Origin of the sequence: Lactobacillus corticis, assembly GCF_018327645.1 — a bacterium.
GTDB classification, from domain to species: domain Bacteria; phylum Bacillota; class Bacilli; order Lactobacillales; family Lactobacillaceae; genus Lactobacillus; species Lactobacillus corticis.
The window spans coordinates 54,006-77,568 of sequence record NZ_BMAY01000004.1 but is presented as its reverse complement, the minus strand read 5'-3'; the positions used below and the strand labels follow the sequence as shown (position 1 = coordinate 77,568).

General features: G+C 42.9%; 13 protein-coding genes, 3 tRNA genes and 2 pseudogenes. 17 read left to right on the top strand and 1 reads right to left on the bottom strand.

Annotation, left to right across the window (positions count from 1 at the left end; genetic code table 11):
- Positions 1-10: 10 nt before the first annotated feature.
- The 5 genes and pseudogenes from dusB (at position 11) to KI210_RS03545 (ending at position 3,958) form a co-directional block, all read left to right on the top strand.
- Positions 11-1,045, top strand: a complete 1,035-nt coding sequence (gene dusB, locus KI210_RS03560) for a tRNA dihydrouridine synthase DusB (protein WP_212780519.1) — start codon at positions 11-13, stop codon at positions 1,043-1,045.
- On the top strand, positions 1,046-2,590 hold the full coding sequence (lysS, locus tag KI210_RS03555; RefSeq protein WP_212780518.1) for a lysine--tRNA ligase: 1,545 nt from the start codon (positions 1,046-1,048) through the stop codon (positions 2,588-2,590).
- A gap of 165 nt (positions 2,591-2,755) precedes the next feature.
- A pseudogene (locus KI210_RS03550) lies at positions 2,756-3,232 on the top strand (cysteine peptidase family C39 domain-containing protein); the annotation flags it as partial.
- On the top strand, positions 3,218-3,502 hold the full coding sequence (locus tag KI210_RS09180) for a biotin/lipoyl attachment domain-containing protein (protein WP_503826623.1): 285 nt from the start codon (positions 3,218-3,220) through the stop codon (positions 3,500-3,502). The pseudogene KI210_RS03550 and the gene KI210_RS09180, both read left to right, overlap by 15 nt.
- 258 nt (positions 3,503-3,760) lie before the next feature.
- On the top strand, positions 3,761-3,958 hold the full coding sequence (locus tag KI210_RS03545; protein ID WP_212780517.1) for a hypothetical protein: 198 nt from the start codon (positions 3,761-3,763) through the stop codon (positions 3,956-3,958).
- Positions 3,959-4,152: 194 nt separating this feature from the next.
- Here KI210_RS03545 and KI210_RS09055 read toward each other — a convergent pair.
- Positions 4,153-4,696 (bottom strand): annotated as a pseudogene (locus KI210_RS09055) (transposase); the annotation flags it as partial.
- On the opposite strand from KI210_RS09055, the gene KI210_RS03530 reads away from it, so the two are divergent.
- From KI210_RS03530 to KI210_RS03475, 12 genes are all read left to right on the top strand, one after another.
- On the top strand, positions 4,678-5,499 hold the full coding sequence (locus KI210_RS03530) for an FMN-binding protein (RefSeq protein WP_212780616.1): 822 nt from the start codon (positions 4,678-4,680) through the stop codon (positions 5,497-5,499). The pseudogene KI210_RS09055 and the gene KI210_RS03530 sit on opposite strands and share 19 nt — an antisense overlap.
- Positions 5,500-5,744: 245 nt before the next feature.
- Complete coding sequence (locus KI210_RS03525; protein ID WP_212780514.1) at positions 5,745-7,544, top strand: FAD-dependent oxidoreductase; 1,800 nt, start codon at positions 5,745-5,747, stop codon at positions 7,542-7,544.
- Between the two features lie 68 nt (positions 7,545-7,612).
- A tRNA-Gly gene (locus tag KI210_RS03520) sits at positions 7,613-7,684 on the top strand.
- Between the two features lie 67 nt (positions 7,685-7,751).
- Complete coding sequence (gene msrC, locus KI210_RS03515; protein ID WP_212780513.1) at positions 7,752-8,210, top strand: free L-methionine (R)-S-oxide reductase MsrC; 459 nt, start codon at positions 7,752-7,754, stop codon at positions 8,208-8,210.
- 55 nt (positions 8,211-8,265) lie between these two features.
- A tRNA-Gly gene (locus tag KI210_RS03510) sits at positions 8,266-8,340 on the top strand.
- A 37-nt stretch (positions 8,341-8,377) separates the two neighbouring features.
- A tRNA-Pro gene (locus KI210_RS03505) sits at positions 8,378-8,451 on the top strand.
- Positions 8,452-8,621: 170 nt separating this feature from the next.
- Positions 8,622-11,267, top strand: coding sequence for a glycoside hydrolase family 70 protein (locus tag KI210_RS03500; protein ID WP_212780512.1), 2,646 nt, complete (start codon positions 8,622-8,624; stop codon positions 11,265-11,267).
- A gap of 215 nt (positions 11,268-11,482) precedes the next feature.
- On the top strand, positions 11,483-13,963 hold the full coding sequence (locus tag KI210_RS03495) for an ATP-dependent Clp protease ATP-binding subunit (protein ID WP_212780511.1): 2,481 nt from the start codon (positions 11,483-11,485) through the stop codon (positions 13,961-13,963).
- A gap of 215 nt (positions 13,964-14,178) precedes the next feature.
- Positions 14,179-17,883: a DNA-directed RNA polymerase subunit beta gene (gene rpoB / locus KI210_RS03490; protein ID WP_281412859.1), complete on the top strand. Its 3,705-nt coding sequence runs from the start codon at positions 14,179-14,181 to the stop codon at positions 17,881-17,883.
- Between the two features lie 15 nt (positions 17,884-17,898).
- On the top strand, positions 17,899-21,555 hold the full coding sequence (rpoC, locus tag KI210_RS03485; protein ID WP_212780509.1) for a DNA-directed RNA polymerase subunit beta': 3,657 nt from the start codon (positions 17,899-17,901) through the stop codon (positions 21,553-21,555).
- A gap of 141 nt (positions 21,556-21,696) precedes the next feature.
- On the top strand, positions 21,697-22,641 hold the full coding sequence (locus KI210_RS03480; RefSeq protein WP_212780508.1) for a UbiA family prenyltransferase: 945 nt from the start codon (positions 21,697-21,699) through the stop codon (positions 22,639-22,641).
- An 8-nt stretch (positions 22,642-22,649) separates the two neighbouring features.
- Positions 22,650-23,543: an ROK family protein gene (locus tag KI210_RS03475; RefSeq protein WP_212780507.1), complete on the top strand. Its 894-nt coding sequence runs from the start codon at positions 22,650-22,652 to the stop codon at positions 23,541-23,543.
- Positions 23,544-23,563 lie beyond the last annotated feature (20 nt).

Below are 23,563 nucleotides of genomic sequence, written 5' to 3'. Positions count from 1 at the left end.
ATGAGTAACGGTGAGTAAAAGCTGGAAAATTCGCGACCTTACCATCCCCAACCAAGTAGTTGTCGCACCGATGGCAGGAGTATCAAATACCTCTTTTCGGATGATCTGCAAGGAATTTGGGGCCGGACTGGTCGTTTGTGAAATGATTTCAGACCATGGAATTATTTATCGCAATAAAAAGACCCTGGAAATGATGAAAGTTGATCCGCGCGAGCATCCCATGAGTATCCAAATTTTTGGCGGTACGGAAGATACTTTGCTGGAAGCGGCTGAATATATTGACCAGCATACGGCTGCTGATATTATCGATATCAACATGGGTTGCCCGGTACCAAAGGTAACCAAAACCGATGCTGGTTCAAAATGGCTGCTTGATTCAAATAAAATTTTTCAAATGGTGCATAAAGTTGTGCAGAATGTTGAAAAGCCCGTCTCGGTTAAAATGCGAATCGGCTGGGATCAAAAACATGTTTTTGCAGTTGAAAATGCCCTAGCTGCTCAAGAGGCCGGAGCTTCCATGCTAGCCATGCATGGCCGAACCCGGAAGCAAATGTACATGGGACAGGCTGACTGGGAAGTTTTACATGATGTGGCGAGCGTTTTGGATATTCCATTTGTGGCTAATGGCGATATTACCAGTCCAGAATTAGCTAAGAAGTGCTTAGACGAAACTGGCGCAACGGCCATTATGATCGGCCGGGCGGCGCTAGGCAATCCTTGGATGGTAAAGAATATTGTGCATTATCTCGACACTGGTGAAAAATTGCAGCCACAAACTGTCCGCGAAAAGGTGGCAACGGCCAAGCACCAATTGGCTGGCTTAGTTGACCTGAAGGGCGAAAAGGTGGCAGTCCCTGAATTTCGCCAACAAGCTGCCTACTATTTAAAGGGAGTTTCCCACTCAGCACGTACACGTGCTAAAATAAATGAAGTGTGGACCCAGCAAGAAGTCTTTGATCTTTTGGACAACTTTGTTGATGACTACGAAAAACGCGAAGCGGCCAAAGCAGCGCGTCGCCAAAAACAAGCAATGGAGGAACAATAATTGGCAAAAAACGAAATGAATGACCAATTGCTCGTTCGGCGTGAAAAGCTGAATGAATTGCGTGAAAAGGGCATCGATCCTTATGGCGCAAGATTTGAACGGCAAGATTTAGCAAAAACCTTGGATGAAAAATACAGCCAAGAAGACAAGGATGAATTAAACGACGATATGCCTAAGACGCGGATTGCCGGCAGAATGTTGGCTAAGCGTGGCAAGGGTAAGGTTGGTTTTGCTGACTTGTACGACCGGACTGGCAAGATTCAAATTTATGTCCGGAAGGATATTGTTGGTGAAGATAACTATCAAATTTTTAAGAAGGCAGATATTGGTGACTTCTTAGGCATTGATGGCGAAGTCATGAAGACCGACACTGGTGAATTGACGATTCGGGCTACCCACGTAACCTTCTTGTCTAAGGCATTGCGGCCTTTGCCAGATAAGTACCACGGCTTAAAAGATGTGGAAGCAATCTACCGGCAACGTTATTTGGACTTGATTACCAACCGGGAAAGCTACCAACGTTTTGTTAACCGGACGAAGATTATTCAAGCAATTCGTGACTATTTGAACAGCCAAGATTTCTTGGAAGTTGAAACTCCAGTTTTGCACAACATTCCTGGTGGTGCTGAAGCGCGTCCATTTATTACCCACCACAACGCTTTGGACATTAACTTGTACATGCGGATTGCCCTGGAATTGCCTTTGAAGCGGCTAATTGTCGGTGGTATGGAACGGGTATACGAAATTGGCCGCGTCTTCAGAAACGAAGGCTTGGACACCAAGCACAACCCTGAATTTACGGAACTTGAAACTTATGCTTCATACTATGACTTCCACGATGTCATGGATGAAGCTGAAGGAATTATTCGTGCCGCTTCTAAGGTCGTTTCTGATGATGGCAAGATTACTTACCAAGGCACTGAACTCGACTTGAACAAGCCTTTCCGTCGCATTCACATGTGTGATTTAATCAAGGAAAAGACTGGGGTTGACTTCTGGAAGCCAATGACTGACGAAGAAGCTAAGAAGATTGCCGAAGAACACGGCATCCACCCAGAACCATTCTGGAAGGTTGGCCATGTAATTAACGCCTTCTTTGACGAATTCTGCGAAAAGACGATCGTTGAACCAACTTTCGTTTACGGTCACCCAGTAGAAATTTCACCATTAGCTAAGAAGAATGCGGATGATCCGCGCTTTACTGATCGGTTTGAAATCTTCATCATGGGTGCTGAATACGGCAACGCCTTCTCAGAATTGAACGATCCAGACGATCAACGTCACCGTTTCGAAGAACAAATGGCTGAACGTGAAGCTGGTAATGATGAAGCTGACATGATCGATGAAGACTACTTGCGGGCTATGGAATACGGTATGCCTCCAACAGGTGGTTTGGGTATCGGGATTGACCGTTTGGTAATGCTTTTGACTGATGCCCCAGCTATCCGGGATGTTTTGCTCTTCCCAACTATGCGGCCAGAAGCTGTTCCATCAATTGAAGCAGAAGTTCAAGCTGATATGGAAAAGAAGAATAAAAAGGATTAGATCAACGTTCTAGACCTTTTGGTAAAAAGCTGACGAAGAAAAGTCTCTTATTTATGCTTTATTGCATAAGTGAGGGGCTTTTTTACATAATTATCTATATTCATAAAAATTATTATAAGTAAGAAATTTACTTCAAAGATACAATTATGAGTTAAATACAAATCAATTTATGTTCCGCAAGTTGATGAATCTGATTGTGGTGTAGCCTGTCTAGCAATGATTCTGAAAAAATATCATTCTCAAGTATCATTGGCTCATTTACGTCATGATGCCAGGACTAATCTCGAAGGAACAACTGCACTTGGTTTGGTTAAGACTGCTCAAAAATTTAACCTAAAGACGGAAGCTTTTAAAGCTGATATGTCTTTATTTAATACGGCAGATATTCAATATCCCTTTATTGCTCATGTTTTTAAAGAGGGTGAATTACTTCACTATTATGTGGTTTTAAAGAATACCAAAAATTATTTAGTTATAGCTGATCCTGATCCAGATGTTGGTGTTGTAAAGATGACTAAGGAAAAGTTTGCACAGGAGTGGACAGGATTTGTGCTTTTCATGGTTCCTGATGATGAATTTGAACCTGTTAAAGAGAAAAAACGAAATCTGTGGTCATTATTCCCTTATATGTTTAAACAAAAGTGGCAGGTTCATCTTGATGAAAAGAAAGATATTGCACATTTAATGCCAGAAATTAAAGCTAAAGATGAATTGCAAATTGTGATTTATCTGCCGGTAAATAAAATTGGCAGTATTAAAAAAGGGCAAGCAATTCATATGAGTTTACCGAATTCTAGTGAAACGACTGATAGATTGTCTGGGAAAGTGGCTACTGTTGGGGTTTATCCGGTGAATATACATGGAGCCAGTGTGTATGAAGTTATTTGTAAGATGAAGGTGCCTAGTCGATAGGTGAGATATGGAATGACAGGCGAAGTTAGTATCATTACTGGAGAATCAACATATTTTGAATATTAAAAAGATAAAATATTAAATAATTAGCGCAATATATCAAACCAAAATCATACTTTGAAGGAAACATAATTGCTTAACAATGCTCAAGAATTTATTGAAGATTAATCCTAAATAATTTTTGAATTTGTAAAAAATATTGGTATTTTTGGGAAATATATGATACACTCGCAAAAAATATATGGGGGGAAAACAAAAATGGAAAAAGTAGAAAAGTTAGATGAAGCATCATTATCTAAAGTTGTAGGTGGAAGACACGGTCACGGTCATGGTCATTACCACGGTGGTATTAACTGGGGCGATGTTAGAGACGGTGTAATTGGTTCAGCCATATACGATGGAATTAAATGGGGAATTAAATATGGAATTGAATATGGAGCTGACACTTTAGGATAGTTTAGCTTTAGGAGAGTATTATGATAAAGTGGCTAGAAGATGCTTTTTCTATTGCGGTGGGGATTGCAATTTACGAACTTGTTAAATATATACTAGTAAGTATTTTTAAAAAAAAGAAATAAATTGGGCTCTTTGTCAAATCCTGTTGATAAGGGTTGATATGAGCTTAAATTAAAGATCCGTATAGTATTAGTTTAGATACTATATGGATCTTTTTCTGTTACCACATTTTCTTCAAGATGAATTCTTTTAAGCAGATTGACGAAGTTTCTGCAGCCGAAGGCAGTCCTTTCAATCTGTTTTATCTTACGGTTAAGTCCTTCAAGACAACCGTTAGAATATTCAAGATCAATACCGTTAATCACTCCTCGGTAATTACGTTTGAAAGTAAGCAGGGTTGTATGCATTTGCTTGCTTAGAATAAATGATTTCTTTAATAGCCTGTACATCGTGTTTTTGCATAGCCTGAGAAAAGTTTTGCATGGCTTCAATAGGTATTCCTTAAACCACCTTGGCATTAGGAAAACAGGCCCGGACAGCATCTGGATAATAGCAGTTAAGATCCATAGTGACAGTCTCAACGCTTTCTCTGGCTTGAGGTGAATATTTGCCAAAGTATTTTAAAATTGATTTTTTAAAGCGGTTTTGAATAATCTTGATTACCTTGTGCTTTTCGCTATCAATACAGATAAAGTGCAACTTTCGGCCTACACCTCTGAATTCATCGAAAGCCATATGTTGTTTTTGATCAAAAGCAATATGAAAAGATTGAAAATGGTAAGATTCCGTATGACCAATTCGACCAGAAAGTTATTAAAGCTGATACGATAGAAATGTTAGCTGAAAAGATAGGGGTGGACTCCAAAGGGCTCCAAGAGCAAATTAATATCTTTAATGCATGTTCAAGACAAGGCGAGGACATCCAATTTGGTCGAGACCCAGAGTCGATGGTTGAATTTAGTGATGAAGGTCCATTCTATGCACTTAAGATGATGTATAACGTTTTGAATACGCAGGGTGGTCCAGAAAGAAATGTTAAAGCTGAAATTTTAGATGTTAATAACAAGCCAATCCCACACCTTTATGGTGCAGGTGAACTTGGTGGCATTTGTGCCAACCAATACCAAGGTGGCGGCAATTTAGCCGAATGTCTGATTTGGGGTAAGATTGCTGGTGAGCAGGCTGCTCAGATTCAGGATGAAGTTGATGATGAGGCTTCAGATCAATATAACAACATCAACGAACTGGTAGATGGTGATCAAGTGGATGCTGTTGAATTAGACAAAAATCAATACCTTGGCTCTTCGGATGCTGGAATTGGCGGAAAGTTAGTCGTTCGAGTTACTTATGATGACCAAAAGATCAAGAAGGTTGAAGTTGTTCAAGATCATGAAAGTGAAGATGTTGGTAGAAAAGCTTTAGAGGAAATGCCTAAGCGGATTGTAGAAGCTAACAGCACTGAAGTAGATGCCGTTTCAGGAGCTTCAGCTACTAGCCGCGCAATAAAAGAGGCAGTAAATAAGGCGTTAAGCCAAAAATAATAGTTATATACGACATGAATTTTGTAGTATTAAATTGAGCTTTTTCAAGGCTAAAAAAGCTGATAAATAAGCATTTTCATGTGATAAAAGGCTGAAAGAAAAAGTCCCTGCTGTGTATGTACGCAGTAGAGACTTTTTTCATTGACAACACTTTTTCTGGGATAGATAATGTCTTTAAATTTTATTTGGCTGGGCTAAGTATAACTTCCTTCGATAAGGAAACGGTATCCACTGGAGTGTAGCATATGGAAAGAACTGAATTATTAATTGAGGCAGAACAATTTCAAGATTATGGTGGCTGGACTTTAGATTCACAATTTGTTGATGAAATGGGCTCAGCCTACCTTTTAGCAAATGGCATCGGAAAGCCTGTCAAAGACGCAAATACTGAGATTGAAATCCCCGAAGCGGGCGAATATCGAGTTTGGATTCGAACTAAAGATTGGGTGCCGGATGCTCATCCAGGCCAGTTTCAGCTATTAATAAATGGCAAGCCGCTTCCTAAGAACTTCGGTGCTAGTGGTATGGGTTGGAGTTGGGAGTTGACAGAGCATGTGCATTTGCCGGCAGGGAAAATAACCTTGACTCTGCATGATTTAACCGGCTTTTATGGCCGATGCGATGCTATTTATCTCACAAACACCACAATTGTTCCAATCGATTATCCCCAAACTGCAGCTAGAAATTGGCGCAAACGGTTGCTGAACTTACCAATGGATCAGGTGAAAACGAAAGAATATGACATTATCGTTGTCGGGGGAGGCATTCCTGGTTGCTGTGCTGCTTATACTGCCGCTAAACAGGGATATCGAGTTGCTTTGCTGCATGAACTTGAGTATTTAGGAGGTAATGCCAGCAAAGAAGTTGGTCTGACTCCAGAAGGACAAACTGGGGGATTGGTGGATAAGCTATCACGGAGATTGGAAAATGGTGATATTGCGGCTACACAAATTCTGCAAGACCTGCCTAACTGTGATCTTTTCCTAGGTATGCATGTTTTTGATGTTCATACAGATGGCAAGCAAAAAATCAATTCAGTTACTGCTATAAACGTCAAAAACAGCCAAGAGACGACCTTTTCCGGCAAGATTTTTATTGACTGCAGCGGACGGGCAATTTTAGGCGTTTTAGGAGGAGCAGCTACTCTTTTTGGACAAGAAAGCCAAGCAGATTTTGGTGAGAGTTTGGCTCCAGAAACTGCGGATCAGATGCATCATGGCGACACAGTCATGTTTCGAACAGAAATGGAGCAAGAAGCAGTAGCTTTTCCAGATGTGCCATGGGCTGAAAAGGTTGCTAAAGATTATGCTGACTTGAGCGGGCAGATTGGTCCCATTACCAGCTCAAATGGCCCAGGTCCATATGAAAATCAGCCAGGTCCCCATGTTGGACCAGAAATGCCCAAACCGATCCGCCAAACTGACGGTAGTTGGAAGAATCCGATGAGCCTGCCAAAGACGCACTTTTGGGAATATGGTCAGTGGCTAGATCCATATGCATCTAAAGAAGAGATACGGGACCACTTGCTTTGTGCGATTATTGGTACTTATTCTAATGTAAGGAAAAAAGCACCAGAAAAATACCGAAAGCTATTGACCTATTTAGCTAATGTGCTGGCGACGGGAGCTTTTCGTAATTATTTAGGCGACTATGTTTTGACCGAAAATGACATTCGCCAGCATACCGCTTTTCCTGATGCAATTGTGACTAATGCAGGTGCATTTTGCTTGCACTATCCTGGCAATCCTAAATACGATTTCCGCTTAGGCAATTGGAAATGGGTTGAACGTGATTTTAAACCTTATACAGTACCATTTCGTTGCCTATATTCTGCAGATCTTACCAATGTCTTGTGTGCCGGCAAACATATTAGTGCTACCCATATTGCCAGTTCGACTGTAAAGTTGATTGGCAATGGTGGCCAACACGGCATTGTTGTCGGGACAGCGGCAGGGTTGTGTCTTAAATATGGGATTAGTCCAAGAGAATTAGGACTGAAAAAGATTCAGCAGTTGCGTGAAGAAACAGATCCATATTGGAACTAAATTGTTGAAATTTTTTAGCCAAAAACTATTGCAAAGAAAATTATATCTGCTATAATTTTCTTTGTTACGCGGAAGTAGTTCAGTGGTAGAACATCACCTTGCCATGGTGGGGGTCGCGGGTTCGAATCCCGTCTTCCGCTCTACCAAGCTCATCCAGTAAGGATGAGCTTTTTTGTTACCATCATACTTGCAAGACAGGTGAGAAGCATGCGTCAAAAGGTTGATTATGAATTATTAGGCGAGCAAGCTAAAAGTTTAGTAGCAGGTGAAACTGATTGGATCAGCAATACCGCAAATTTGGCTGCTTTATTATTCCATAGCTTAAATGTTAATTTTGCAGGAGTTTATCGCTATGAAAACCAGGAATTGATCTTAGGGCCGTTTCAAGGGAACGTTGCTTGTGTCCACATTGCTGTGGGAAAAGGCGTCTGTGGCAAATGCGCAGCCGAACAAAAGAGCGTGATTGTCCCTGATGTCCATCAATTTAGTGGTCATATTGCCTGCGATTCCGCCACTAATTCTGAATTAGTAGTTCCAATTTTTAACCCAGAAGGGCAGTTTTGGGGCGTATTTGATTTTGACTGTCTTGATTTCAATGGCTTTGATGCTGAAGATGAAAAGCACCTCAACCAAATCTCCCAGTTAATTTTTGGTCAGGGCAAATAAAATTAATAAAAGTACTTGTCAAAGAGTCATACTTTGTTATAATTATATTTGTTCTGCGGAAGTAGTTCAGTGGTAGAACATCACCTTGCCATGGTGGGGGTCGCGGGTTCGAATCCCGTCTTCCGCTCCAGGACAAAAACTCACCGCCAGGTGAGTTTTTTTATTGACGGGAAATGGCTCAGCTTGGTAGAGCGCTGCGTTCGGGACGCAGAGGTCGCAGGTTCAAATCCTGTTTTCCCGATATAATTTATATATGCAAAAGCATTTAGGCGTAGCCCTGAATGCTTTTTTTGATGAAGAAGATAGCGAAATACATTATTTTATATGTCAAATTTTTTAAATATCGTTGAATATTATTGGATACAATAATAGAATAAAGATGATTTGAAATTTTGAAATGGGAGAAGAAATATGAAGTTGAAGAAAATTGTAGCTGGCTGTTCTGCAGCTCTGCTTGGTTTGCTCATAGTGACAGGAGCACAAAATGTGTCGGCAGATTCTGCAAGTTCATCCAACTCATCTAGTTCAAGTACTGTTAAGAGATCTATTCGTCCTAATTTGCCACTTAGGATGAATACCGCAGCAAGTAATTATTTTTCATATGAAAGTTGGTTTGAACCTAAGTATTATTTAAATGATAAAGGCGAATACGTAAAGAATCCGGTTGGCAAAAACGATCCTGGTCAAAAGTGGTTCCCTTTGATGGCATATACTTGGCCAAACAAGACAATTGAAGCTGACTATATCAAGTACATGGTTGCTAATGGATATAGTGACAGCGAGTTAGGTTTGACTACTGAAAAGGTTTCGGGTCTTAATGGGTCTACTTCAAAGGAAACTTTAGACAGCTTTGCCAAAAAACTTTTGATGAAATACTACAAGGTTGGTACTGACAAGTTAGATTCAACTATCAAGTCTTTCGTCCAAAATGAAAATTATTTCTCAGAATTACCTGTAGAAAGCATGTCTAGCTATGTGCCAGACAATAGTGGTTCGATTGATAATAATCAGTTATTATTTGTAAACAATGATAACACGTCTGGTGCTAATAGCAGTTATCGGAAGATTACCAACAACATGGATCATGAATTCTTGTTGGGTATCGATATGGATAACTCTAACCCTGTTGTACAAGCTGAAAACTTGAATTGGGAATACTGGCTGTTACATTACGGGTCAATTGTTCACAAGAATTCTAAGGCTAACTTTGATGGCTTCCGTGTGGACGCTGCATCACACGTTGATTTGAACTCTTTGGCACAAGTAAGTAACTTAATGAACCAACTATACAAGACTTCAAAGAGCGACAAGAACGCCAACAGCCACTTGGTTTACGATGAATCATATGTCGGCCAAGAACCAAGCATTTTGAAGAAGTATGGTACTCAGCAAATTGCTATGGATGGTTCATTATTCTACACCTTCCAAAACACTTTAGCTAAGGCACCAAGTAAGCGAACTAACCTGTATACTGTTGCTACTAACAGTATTGTTAAACGTACTAGCGATACTTCAAGCAACAAGGCACAAGCAAACTGGACCTTTGTTAATAACCATGACCAAATCAAGAATGTAATTAACCAAATCATCATTGATAATCACCCTGGTGACCGTAAAATTATGAGTGATGATTACAAGAGTGAATACGCAACTGAGGCTTGGAACCAATATAAGAAGGATCGTGCAAGCAAGGACAAAAAGTATGCACAGTACAACGTACCTTCTCAATATGCTTTGCTGTTGAGTAACAAGGATACTATTCCTACTGTTTACTACGGTGACTTGTACGATGATTTTGGTTCGTACATGAAGACCAAGACACCTTATTACACTTCAATTCATGCATTGCTTAATGCACGTAAGAAGTATGTAGCCGGTGGTCAAACCATTACCAAGTTAAACAAGGCTGGCGACTTGATTGCTAGCGTACGTTACGGTAAGAGTGTAACTTCTGCCAAGACGAAGATTAAGAAGAAGGCTACAACTAGCCGTCATAGTGGTATGGCAGTAGTAGTAAGCAATAACCCAGGATTGAACAGTAAAAAGGCTAAGACCTATAAGATTAACATGGGTAAGGCTCACGCAAAGCAAAGTTACAGATATGTCCTTAAGACTACTTCTACCGGTGTTACCACTAAGTCTAAGTCAACTGTAAAGACTGACAAGAAAGGTATATTGAAGCTTACTATTAAAGGTTACTCAAACTCTAAAGTTAGTGGTTACTTGGCAGTCTTGGTACCTCGTGGTGCTAAGTCCAAGCAAGTTGCCACCACTAAGGCTTCAAGTTCTAAGCGGTCATCTAAGGTAACTTACCGTTCAAACGCTGCTCTTGATTCACACGTGATTTATGAAGGCTTCAGCTTATTCCAAAACGGTGGCGAATACGATACCTACACTAAGATTGCTAAGAATGCTAAGACTTTTGCAGGTTTGGGTATTACTGACTTCTGGATGGCTCCTTCATACAAGTCATTCGGCATGAGTCGCTATGGTGAAGGTTATTCTGTTTCAGATCGTTACGATTTAGGTGATAGCGCTAAGAACAAATATGGTACTGGTAAACAATTAGCAAGTGCTATTACTGCTTTGCATAAGGCAGGCTTGAAAGTCCAAAATGATTTAGTTTTGAACCAAATGCTCGGTTTGTCAGGTGTTGAGGCAGTGACTGTTGATCGTATAAACAGTCATGGGCAACAACTAACTGTAAATGGTCGTACCTTCAAGAATGCATTGTACTTTGCCTACACCAAGAGTAGTAAGAGTGACAAGCAATATACTTATGGTGGTAAGTATTTAGGTACGTTGAAGAGCAAGTATCCAAAACTCTTTAAGTCATTTAAAGCCGGCTCAGTAACGGTTAGTGCTCCATCTACAAGTGGTACGCGGATTAGAACTTGGTCAGCTAAGTACGAAAATGGTACCTCTACTCAAAACGCTGGTGTTAACTTAGCAGTTACAACTTCAGATGGCTCATATGCTGAGTTGGGTGATATTATTGCTGACTCTAAACTGCCAGATGAATTGACTGAAAGAGTAACGGCAACTGTTGTAAAATAATTCAACTACAAAGGTAAAAAATTGTAGTCTAGATCTAAAAAGACTGTTCGACGGATTTGATTCCTAGAACAGCCTTTTTTGTGTGATAGGGCATACAATGAGTTATTTGCTTGCATTTTTTAAATTACCATGCTAGTTTGTTGAATATTATTAGTATTTCATTTTAAATTAGAGTAGGAATATAAAAGCACTAACGATAAGGCGGTGTATTAGATATGGGAATTTCATACAGTAAAAGTGCCAACCAGGTTTTGGAAATTGCACGTGAACAAGCGCAAACTTTTCATCACCGTTTGATTGGTTCAGAACACGTTTTGCTGGCCCTAGTAATTGAAAGCGATGGCGAAGCTGGCAAGCTGCTGCGCTCAATGGGGGTCACGCCAACGGATATTAGAGAAGAAATCGAACAATATACCGGCTATGGTTCCGCTGCTGCTAGCGGCTACATGGAAATGTCCCCGCGACTAAGTCTGGTTTTAGATTTTGCTAAAAGAACTGCAACTCAAACGCGGGCAAGTGAAATTACCACTAGTCACATTTTGCTGGGACTGATCGCAAGTCGCCAAGTATTGTCAGCGATGATTTTGAAAAATCTGCAGATCGACCTTGATCAGCTCCGTGAACAACTTGAAACTGGCGCAAGCAACAACGATGACGAATTTGGTGATTCTGCCAACTGGCTGGACACCGGAAGCAGCAATCGCCAACAAAACAGCACGGAAAGCTTGACGCCAACTTTAGATAAAGTAGCCACTAATTTGAATACCAGGGCGCTAAAAGGCGAGATCGATCCCGTAATTGGGCGGGATGATGAGATCGCGCGCGTGATTCAAATTTTGTCGCGTCGTACCAAGAATAATCCCGTGCTGGTCGGCGAGCCTGGGGTCGGTAAGACGGCGGTTGCACAAGCTATCGCAACTGAAATTGTGCATAAGACCGTTCCCCGTGATCTTGAAACCAAACGGGTCATGGCCCTAGATATGGGCAGTTTGGTTGCGGGAACCAAGTACCGCGGCGAATTTGAAGACCGCGTGAAAAAGATCCTGGCCGAAATCGCCAAAGATGGCAATGTCATTTTGTTTGTTGACGAACTCCACACTTTGATTGGAGCTGGGGGTGCTGAAGGTGCCATTGACGCTTCCAACATTCTGAAGCCTAGTCTGGCCCGGGGCGAGATTCAAATGATTGGGGCGACGACTTTTGATGAATACCAAAAATACATCGAAAAGGATTCGGCCCTAGCTCGCAGATTCCAACAAGTCCGGCTGAACGAACCATCTCCTAAAGAGGCAGTCGCTGTTTTAAAGGGATTGCGAACCAAATATGAAACTTTCCATCATGTAAAAATAACTGATGAAAGTATTAATAGTGCCGTAGACCTGGCTAGTCGCTATATTTCGGACCGTTACTTGCCTGATAAAGCGATCGATCTGATTGATGAAGCTAGTGCAGCCGTTAAAATTCGTCAAAATACGCTAGGAGACCAGCGAATTGGGCAGCTTAACGACCAACTGCACAAGATTGTCGACCAAAAGAACGAAGCAGCTGCCGAACAAAACTTTGTCCAAGCGGCCAAGCTGCAAGATAAGCAGAATGCCTTATTAGCTCGGCGCGAAGAATTGCAAACAGCATTGGAAACGAAAACCGGCCAAGGGTCGGTAGTTACGCCTGAAGATATTGCTAAAGTGGTGTCTGAGTGGACTGGCGTACCGGTAACGCAGATGAAGCAACAGGAATCTAAACGTCTGGTTCGTTTGGAAAATGAGCTGCATGAACGAGTAATCGGCCAAGATAAGGCTATTTCAGCAGTGGCTCGGGCAATTCGGCGGAGTCGGAGCGGAATTAAGGATGAAAAACGGCCAATCGGCTCATTCCTCTTCCTCGGTCCAACTGGTGTTGGTAAGACCGAACTAGCTAAGGCAGTAGCTGCTGCCGTCTTTGGCTCCGAAGACAACTTAATCAGAGTAGATATGTCAGAATATATGGACCAAATTGCCAGCAGCAAGTTGATTGGTTCCGCCCCAGGATACGTAGGCTATGAAGAAGGCGGACAGTTATCAGAACAAGTGCGCCGTCATCCTTATTCAGTAGTTTTGCTGGATGAGGTGGAAAAAGCCCACCCAGATGTCTTCAACCTGCTTTTGCAAGTCTTAGATGATGGCTTTTTGACTGATTCTAAAGGTCGTAAAGTTGACTTCCGCAACACCGTTGTCATCATGACTTCAAACCTGGGCTCTCGCTCAATCTTTGATGACAAACAAGTTGGCTTTAACGCTGATAGTGACGAAGCTAAGAAGAAAGCTCGGGAAGAACGCGTTACCCAAGCCTTGAAGCAATTCTTCCGCCCTGAATTCTTAAACCGGATTGACGAAACGATCATCTTTGAGGAACTAAGCAAGGAAGAATTACGCCAAATTGTAACGCTGCTAACTCGGCGCTTAACTGAGCGGCTGGCCAAGCAAGATGTCAAATTGAAGCTGTCTCGAGCAGCCCTAGACAAGATTGCCAAAGACGGCTATGACCCTGAAAATGGGGCACGGCCACTAAGACGGGCCATTCAGACCGATTTTGAAGACAAGATTGCTGAAATGCTGATCAAAGAAGAAATTAAGCCTGGAGATACGCTAAAAGTCGGGGCAATTCGCGGAAAATTAAAGTTTGAAGTGGAGAAACCGATTGCAAAAGCAAAAAGTTGAGTTATTAGCACAAAATCTTTGACTTGACAATGCTTTAAGCGTAAAATAATTAGTGATTTTAAAAGGCTGAAATTCAGGATTTTGCTGATCTATTGTCCAGCAAAATGATAGAAGACAAAAAACAAGTTGCTTGTTTTTTGTCTTTTTTATGCCTAAAATTCCCGCCTTTATAAATTGTAACAAGAATGTAATATTTGCTTTCTTCAACAGAAAGGATGTTTTCTTTGCTTAAAGGACACGTAGTGAACTACGGTAAACACCGGACAAGACGCAGTTTTTCCCGCATTAAAGAAGTTTTGAAACTGCCTAACTTGACTGATGTGCAAACCGAATCATATCAGTGGTTCCTCGATGAAGGAATCAAGGAAGTCTTTGATGACATTATGCCAATCGCTGACTTCTCCGGAAAATTGTCATTAGAGTACGTTGGCTACAAGTTGGGTGAGCCGAAGTACACTGTTGATGAGGCGCGTGATCACGATGCTACTTACTCAGCACCAATGCACGTTACGCTGAAATTGACTAACCAAGAAACTGGCGAAATTAAGACCCAGGATGTTTTCTTTGGCGACCTGCCGTTAATGACCCCATCAGGTTCATTTATTGTTAACGGTGCAGAAAGAGTTATCGTTTCTCAATTAGTTAGATCTCCTGGCGTTTACTACAACAGCGAGTTTGATAAGAACGGTCGGCAGATCTTTGGCACGACGGTAATTCCTAACCGTGGGGCATGGCTTGAATTTGAAACTGATGCCAAGAACATTTCTTACGTTCGGGTTGACCGGACGCGGAAATTGCCAATCAGCGTCTTAGTTCGGGCAATGGGCTTTGGCTCAGATTCCGAAATCTTGGACATGTACGGCAAGAGCGATACGCTGCAATTCACTTTGGAAAAGGATGTTCACAAGAACCCAGCTGATTCACGTGTTGCTGAGGCTTTGAAAGACATTTATGAACGTCTGCGTCCAGGTGAACCAAAGACCACTGACTCTTCACGGTCATTGCTATATGCCCGTTTCTTTGACCCACGTCGGTACGATTTAGCACCTGTTGGTCGTTACAAGATCAACAAGAAGTTGTCTTTGAAGAACCGGCTTTACGGCCAAACTTTGGCTGAAACCTTGGCTGACCCAGATACTGGTGAAATCATTGCCAAGAAGGGAACGGTAGTCACCCATGAAGTAATGGATACGCTAGAAAAGTACTTGGACCGTGATGACTTCAAGATGGTAACTTATGAACCATCAAAAGAAGGCGTTTTGCCAGATCCAATTACTGTTCAAGAAATTGCCGTTTACTCAAAAGTCGACCCAGAACGAGTTGTTAAGTTGATGTCTAACGGCCACATTGCTGATAACGTTAAGCACTTAACGCCAGCTGATGTTTTAGCTTCAGTCAACTACTTCTTTGCTTTGCAAGACAACATCGGTACTACTGACGATATCGACCACTTAGGTAACCGTCGGATTCGCCGGGTCGGTGAACTTTTGCAAAACCAATTCAGAATTGGTTTGGCGCGGATGGAACGGGTTGTTCGGGAAAGAATGTCAATTCAAGACCCATCAACGGTTACTCCGCAACAATTGATCAACATTCGGCCAATCGTTGCCAGCATCAAGGAATTCTTTGGTTCATCACAACTTTCACAGTTCATGGACCAACACAACCCATTGGGCGAATTGACTCACAAACGCCGGATGTCAGCCTTAGGGCCTGGTGGTTTGACGCGTGACCGTGCCGGATATGAAGTTCGTGACGTTCACTATACTCACTATGGTCGTCTTTGCCCAATTGAAACGCCTGAAGGTCCTAACATTGGGTTGATTAACTCCTTGGCTTCTTACGCTATCATCAACAAGTATGGTTTTGTTGAAACGCCATACCGTCGGGTATCTTGGAAGACCCACAAGGTTACTGACAAGATTGACTACTTGACTGCAGACGTTGAAGATAACTACATCATCGCCGGTGCCAACACCAAGTTGAACGAAGATGGTTCATTCAAGGATGACATTATTCTTTGTCGTCACAAGGAAGACAATGTCGAAGTTACGCCAGACAAGATCGACTACATGGACGTTATTCCTAAGCAGGTTGTGTCAGTTGCTTCAGCATGTATTCCATTCTTGGAAAACGACGACTCCAACCGTGCCTTGATGGGTGCCAACCAGCAACGTCAGGCTGCTCCTTTGATTAACCCACACGGTGCCTTGGTTGGTACTGGGATGGAATACCGGGCAGCTCACGACTCTGGCGCAGCAGTATTGGCTGCAGAAGCTGGGACGGTAGAATATGTTGACGCTGACCAAATTCGGGTTCGCCGGGAAGATGGAACTTTAGATTCATACCGGCTTGAAAAATACCGTCGGTCAAACAACTCTAAGTCATACAACCAAACTCCAAACGTTAAGCAAGGCGACAAGGTGGACAAGGGCGATGTTATTGCCAATGGTCCAACCATGGCTGACGGTGAATTGGCCTTAGGTCAAAACCCAGTCATTGCCTTTATGACTTGGAACATGTACAACTACGAAGACGCCATCATGCTGTCAGAAAGATTGGTTAAGGATGACGTTTACACTTCAATTTCAATTCAAGACTGTGAATCAGAAGCTCGTGACACTAAGCTTGGGCCTGAAGAAATCACTCGCGAATTGCCAAACGTTGGTGAAGATGCCTTAAAGAACCTTGACGCTGACGGGATCGTCAGAGTGGGGGCCGAAGTTCGCGACGGCGATATCTTAGTTGGTAAGGTTACGCCAAAGGGTGTAACGGAATTGTCAGCTGAAGAACGTCTGTTGCACGCAATCTTTGGTGAAAAGGCTCGTGAAGTGCGTGATACTTCCTTGCGGGTATCTCACGGCGGTGGCGGTATCGTGCAAGACGTTAAGGTCTACACGCGTGAAGCCGGCGATGAGTTATCACCAGGCGTAAACACCTTGGTTCGGGTTTACATTGCCCAAAAGCGGAAGATTCAAGTTGGGGACAAGATGTCAGGTCGTCACGGAAACAAGGGTACGGTTGCCATTGTTGCTCCAGAAGAAGACATGCCATTCTTGCCAGATGGTCGTCCGGTAGATATTTGCTTGAACCCAATGGGTGTGCCATCACGTATGAACATTGGACAGCTGTTGGAATTGCACTTAGGTCGTGCTGCTGACAACTTAGGTATCCACGTTGCTACGCCAGTATTTGATGGTGCTAACGAAGATGACGTTTGGGATACGGTACGAAAAGCCGGCGTTGACAAGGACGGTAAGACCGTCATCTACGATGGTCGGACCGGTGAACCTTTCCATAACCGGGTATCAGTTGGTATCATGAACTACCTGAAGTTGACTCACATGGTTGACGACAAGATCCACGCTCGTTCAATTGGGCCTTACTCATTGGTTACGCAACAGCCTTTGGGTGGTAAAGCTCAGTTCGGTGGTCAGCGGTTTGGTGAAATGGAAGTTTGGGCCCTTGAAGCTTACGGTGCTGCTTACACGCTGCAAGAAATTTTGACCTACAAGTCTGACGACGTTGTCGGTCGTGTACGGGCATACGAAGCAATCGTTAAGGGTGAACGGATTCCTAAGCCAGGCGTTCCAGAATCATTCCGCGTTTTAGTTAAGGAATTGCAAGCCTTAGGTTTGGACATTCAAGTTCTGGATATTGACCACAACCAAATTGACCTCCGTGATATGGATGACGATTCTAGCGAACGCGTCAACATTGACAGTTTGTCACGGATGGCTGAAGAACAAGAAAAGAAGAAATTAGCCAAAGAAGCAGAGGACGCTGATGGCGAACAACCTGCAGGCGAAGGTGCAGAAACTGCTGATCAACCAGCAGAAACCACCGATGCTCCAGTTGATGAAGCAGCCAGTGATGAAAAGCCAGCAGATGCTGATTCCAGCGACCACGTTTCTAAGTAATAGGAGGTTAAACTTTTGATCGACGTAAACAAGTTTGAAAGTATGCAAATCGGTATTGCATCGCCTAACAAGATCAGAAGCTGGTCATACGGTGAAGTTAAGAAGCCTGAAACTATTAACTACCGTACGTTAAAGCCTGAAAAAGATGGTCTGTTCGACGAACGGATTTTTGGGCCAACCAAAGACTGGTCTTGTGCCTGTGGCAAGTACAAGGGCGTAAGATACCGCGGCATTGTTTGTGACCGATGCGGTGTTGAAGTTACCTCCTCGAAGGTAAGAAGAGAACGGATGGGCCACATTGAGTTGGCAGCACCAGTTACTCATATTTGGTATTTCAAGGGTATCCCTTCAAGAATGGGCTTGGTTTTGGATATTTCGCCAAGATTATTGGAAGAAGTTATCTACTTTGCAGCCTACATCATTATTGATCCAGGCGACACTGACCTTGAATACAAGCAACTGTTGACTGAAGCTGAATATCGCGAACAAAAGGCTAAGTATGGCAAACGTTTCGTTGCCAAGATGGGTGCCGAAGCAATTCGTGATTTGCTGCAACAAGTTGACTTAGACAAAGAAATTGCTGATTTACGCAAGGAATTGGAATCAGCTACTGGCCAAAAACGGACCAGAGCAATCCGGCGTTTGGATATTTTGGACGCTTTCAAGAATTCAGGCAATGAACCGGCATGGATGGTTATGGATGCTGTTCCTGTTATTCCGCCAGACCTGCGGCCAATGGTGCAATTGGAAGGTGGACGTTTTGCTACCTCTGACTTAAACGATTTGTACCGGCGCGTAATCAACCGGAACAACCGGTTGAAGCGGTTGCTTGATTTGCATGCTCCAAGCATTATCGTGCAAAACGAAAAGCGGATGCTGCAAGAAGCTGTTGACGCTTTGATTGATAACGGTCGTCGGGGCCGTCCAGTTGTTGGACCAGGCAACCGGCCATTGAAGTCTTTGTCACACATGCTTAAGGGTAAGCAAGGTCGGTTCCGTCAAAACTTGCTTGGTAAGCGGGTTGACTACTCTGGTCGTTCAGTTATCGACGTTTCCTCAAGTCTGAAGCTTTACCAATGTGGTGTTCCTCGTCCAATGGCTTTGGAACTCTTTAAGCCATTCGTCATGCATGAATTGGTTAAGCGGGGCTTGGCTTCCAACATTAAGAACGCTAAGCGCAAGATTGACCGGCAAGACGATGACATCTGGGATGTTTTGGAAGACGTCATCAAGGAACGTCCTGTTCTGTTGAACCGGGCACCTACTTTGCACCGGTTGAGTATTCAAGCCTTTGAACCAGTTTTGGTATCAGGTAAGTCAATTCGTTTGCACCCATTAGTTTGTGAAGCTTACAACGCCGACTTTGACGGTGACCAGATGGCCATCCACGTGCCATTGTCAGATGAAGCCGTAGCCGAAGCACGCCTGTTAATGCTAGCTGCCCACCATATCTTAGCTCCTAAGGATGGTAAGCCAATCGTTACTCCTTCACAGGACGTCGTTTTAGGTAACTACTGGTTGACTCAAGCTGAAACTGGTCGTGAAGGCGAAGGCATGATCTTCACTTCACCAGCCGAAGCTTCCGTAGCCTACGCTAATGGCGATATTCACTACCACACCATTATTGGGATGTCAGCTGACTCAATGCCTGAAAAGTCATGGCCAAAGGGTTATGAACATGGTATTTTCGTCACTACTTACGGTAAGATTTGCTTCAACCAAATTTTCCCTGACGATTACTTCTATGTAAACGAACCAACTGAAGAAAACTTAAACAATCCTTTAGCTGAAAAGTACTTCTTGCAACCAGGCGAATCAATTCAAGATCGGATTGACGCTGTCAGCCAAGACTTGATTGATACGCCATTCAAGAGCAGCTTCTTGTCTGACTCAATTGCCACTATTTACAAGTACTACAAGGTTCAAAGAACTTCTGAATTCTTGGATGACTTGAAGGAATTGGGTTACACTGCTTCAACTACTTCAGGTATTACTATCGGAATGACCGATGTTCCTGAAATTACCGACAAGGATGAAAAGGTTGAGGTTGCCCACAAGAAGGTTGACGTTGTTTCTAAGCAATTCAGACGTGGTTTGATTACTGAACAAGAACGTCACGACCGCGTAATCAGCATTTGGAACGCATGTAAGGACGAAGTTCAAAATGAAATCGCCCAAATCTACGACCCAAGAAACCCAATTACGATCATGGCCGACTCTGGTGCCCGTGGTAACATTTCCAACTTTACCCAGTTGGCCGGGATGCGTGGTTTGATGGCCACTCCTAACGGTGGTTTGTTCGAAATCCCAGTTACTTCCAACTTTAAGGAAGGGCTGACTGTTTTGGAATTGTTCATGTCCACTCACGGTGCTCGTAAGGGGATGACTGATACTGCCTTGAAGACTGCTCAGTCTGGTTACTTGACTCGGCGGTTAGTCGATGTTGCTCAAGACGTGATTATTCGTGAAGAAGACTGTGGTACCGACCGTGGTATTAAGGTTCACGCAATCATGGAAGGCGACGAAATGATTGAACCACTCTTTGACCGTTTGCTTGGCCGGTTCACTGCAGAAACGGTTAAGGATCCAAAGACTGGTGAAGTCATTGTTCCTAAGGATACGATGATGGATGAAAACTTGGCTCACGCGGTAGTTGATGCCGGCGTAACTGAAGTTGACATTCGTTCTATCTTAACTTGTGACTGTTCACATGGTGTCTGCCGGAAGTGTTACGGCATGAACCTTGCCACTGGTGAAGAAGTTGAAGTTGGTGAAGCAGTTGGTACTGTTGCCGCTCAATCAATCGGTGAACCTGGTACGCAGTTGACTTTGAGAAATTTCCACAACGGTGGTGTTGCCGGTGCCGAAGACATTACTCAAGGTTTGCCTCGTGTGCAAGAATTGTTTGAAGCTCGTAATCCTAAGGGTCGAGCAACCATTTCTGAAGTTGATGGGGTTGTTGATTCAATTCAAGAAAACCCAGCAGAACACACCCGTGAAATTACGGTTAAGGGCAAGATTGATACTCGTAGCTACAGTGTTGCTTACACTGCTTCAGTTGCCGTTAGCGAAGGTGATGTAGTTCACCGTGGCGACAAGTTGACTCTTGGTTCTGTTGATCCGAAGGAATTAATCCAAGTTACTGACACCTTGACAACTGAAGAATACATCTTGGCTGAAGTTCAAAAGGCTTACCGGATGCAGGGTGTAGACATCTCCGACAAGCACGTGGAAGTCTTGACTCGGCAAATGCTGCAAAAGGTTCGGGTTCTTGATCCAGGTGAAACTGACATTCTGCCAGGTGAAGTTATGGATATTAGTGACTTCCGTGATCGGAATGCCAAGGTTATCAATTCAGGTGGTATTCCTGCCACTGCTCAAAGCGTCATTCTTGGGATTACCAAGGCTGCCCTTGAAACTAACAGTTTCTTGTCAGCTGCCTCATTCCAGGAAACTACGCGGGTTCTTACTGATGCTTCAATTCGTGGTAAGAACGACCCATTGCTTGGACTTAAGGAAAACGTTATTATCGGTAAGATTATTCCAGCCGGTACTGGTATGTCAGTTTACCGTGATATGGATGTTAAGGCCGATGTTGACAAGGCTAAGTCTGTTTACTCAATTGCTGATATTGAGAAGCAAATGGCTGAAGAAGCAAAAGAAGACAAGTAAAAAAACATTCGAAAGCAAATATTCTCAGAAAAAGGCATTGCCCCAGTGGCAATGCCTTTTTTATGTTGCTAAAAGTGATTTTGCAGGTAATGATAAAGTGTTAAGCTATGATAAGACCTATATTTTGAGGAGTATTTGTGCATGTCAATTAAACAGTATTTGCATTTTGTTAAAATTCATACTTCGGTATTATCGTTATTTGCCTATCCCTTGTCATTTGCAATTATTCTGCTAATTCAAGGTAAAATAGATTGGCAAAATTCATTGATTTTCTTCGTTGCTTCAATGATCTTCGATAACATGATCACCGGTGTCAATACCACCATGGATTATATTATGGCTAAGGATGAAGATTTCAAACGGCGTAGTGTCATGACGGTCGAACAGATCAGCGTAAAACAGGCATTTACCGTTATTGGAGTAATGGTAACGATTGGGACGGCTTTAGGAATCTGGCTGGTTTTTCGAACCAATTTGATGCTCTTATTTTTAGGTGGAGCAATTTTTTTAGTTTTTGCCAATTATACTTCCGGCCCATTTCCAATATCACGGACGCCTACTGGAGAATTTTTTAGCGGTACTTGCCAAGGCTTGGGCATTCCCTTTTTATTCATCTTTGTTAATGGCAATTGGGATAAACTGTTTGCTTTGCATATTGCTGGCAATTGGAATTTTACAATTTCCGGTAATGTGCTAACTTTCTTGACGGTCGTTTTAGCCTGCACCCCATCTTGGTTCCTAACTTCGAACGTGATGCTCGCTGACAACCTGTCAGATCGAGTTGCCGACAAGGCTAATGGCAGACATACCTTGCCAAACGTGTTCGGCCGAAAAAAGGCTTCTAACTTGTATCGCTGTTTAGCCTATGCTGGTTATGCGGCTTTAGTGCTGGGGGCATGTTTACGGTTATTGCCATGGTTAACACTGTTAACTTTGCTTACGATCCCTATTGTGCATCAAAAGACGGAGGCTTTTTTGGCCAAACCAGTTAAAAGCGAAACCTTCGTTCTGGCATTACAGAACTTTCAAGTGGTAGTGGGAGCCGAAATAGTCTCTTTGTTCTTAGGATATTTATTGCATTTTTAGGTGATAAAATGAAGCAGTTAGTGTTTGATATCGGTGGAACTAATATAAAATATGCTTTATTTTCAGCTACCGGTGAATTGCTGGAAAAAGCCCAGCGACCTACACCGGATAATTTGGCTAGCTTTAAGTCCTTGCTGGAGCAAATTGCCGGTCAATATCAAGGGCAATTTGATGGAATTGCGGTTTGTGCGCCGGGGACGATTGATGGGGAAAAGCAGCTAATTCACTATGGCGGAGCCCTGCAATACTTAGATGGACTTGATCTTACCATTTTGGCTGATAAATTTCAGGTTCCAGTAAGAGCCATCAATGATGGTAAAGCTGCTGCGTTAGCAGAACTATGGCGAGGGCAATTAGTTGGAATTAATAACGGCTGCGTCATGACCCTGGGGACCGGAGTCGGTGGCGGAATTGTCATCAATGGCGAACTGCTATCGGGCAATAATTTTCAGGCAGGAGAATTTAGCTGGGTAATTCTTGACGCTAATCGCAGCGTGTTAGGCAATGCGGGTCGGCTTTGTTCAGCCGTCAAAATGATCGAAGAGGTCAATATTGCTTGTGGCAACCCTAATATCAAGGATGGCGAGGCTGCTTTTAGCGCACTTGAAGAGCCAGGCTCTGTAGCCGGACGGCAAATTTTTAATCGCTACTGCAGCAATGTTGCCTATTTGATTGTTAATATTCAGGCCATCCTTAACCTTGAACGAGTCGTAATTGGTGGCGGAATTAGTGCCCAACCCCGTTTAGTTGCGACAATTGAAAATCAGTTAGCTAAATATTTAAAGCTTCGGCGCAACTTTGGCGATGGCATGACTGCTCCTGCAATCGTCGCTGCCAAGTTTAAAAATGATGCTAATCTCTATGGCGCTTGGTACAACCTAAAAAAGCATGCTAAATTTTGAAATTTAGCGTGCTTTTTCTG

Excerpts from the sequence above, each read along its gene's own strand:
- KI210_RS09180 (WP_503826623.1), top strand. The coding sequence starts at position 3,218 with ATGTTTAAACAAAAGTGGCAGGTTCATCTTGATGAAAAGAAAGATATT.
- KI210_RS03545 (WP_212780517.1), top strand. The coding sequence starts at position 3,761 with ATGGAAAAAGTAGAAAAGTTAGATGAAGCATCATTATCTAAAGTTGTA.
- KI210_RS03525 (WP_212780514.1), top strand. The coding sequence starts at position 5,745 with ATGGAAAGAACTGAATTATTAATTGAGGCAGAACAATTTCAAGATTAT.
- msrC (WP_212780513.1), top strand. The coding sequence starts at position 7,752 with ATGCGTCAAAAGGTTGATTATGAATTATTAGGCGAGCAAGCTAAAAGT.
- KI210_RS03500 (WP_212780512.1), top strand. The coding sequence starts at position 8,622 with ATGAAGTTGAAGAAAATTGTAGCTGGCTGTTCTGCAGCTCTGCTTGGT.
- KI210_RS03495 (WP_212780511.1), top strand. The coding sequence starts at position 11,483 with ATGGGAATTTCATACAGTAAAAGTGCCAACCAGGTTTTGGAAATTGCA.
- rpoB (WP_281412859.1), top strand. The coding sequence starts at position 14,179 with ATGTTTTCTTTGCTTAAAGGACACGTAGTGAACTACGGTAAACACCGG.
- KI210_RS03480 (WP_212780508.1), top strand. The coding sequence starts at position 21,697 with ATGTCAATTAAACAGTATTTGCATTTTGTTAAAATTCATACTTCGGTA.
- KI210_RS03475 (WP_212780507.1), top strand. The coding sequence starts at position 22,650 with ATGAAGCAGTTAGTGTTTGATATCGGTGGAACTAATATAAAATATGCT.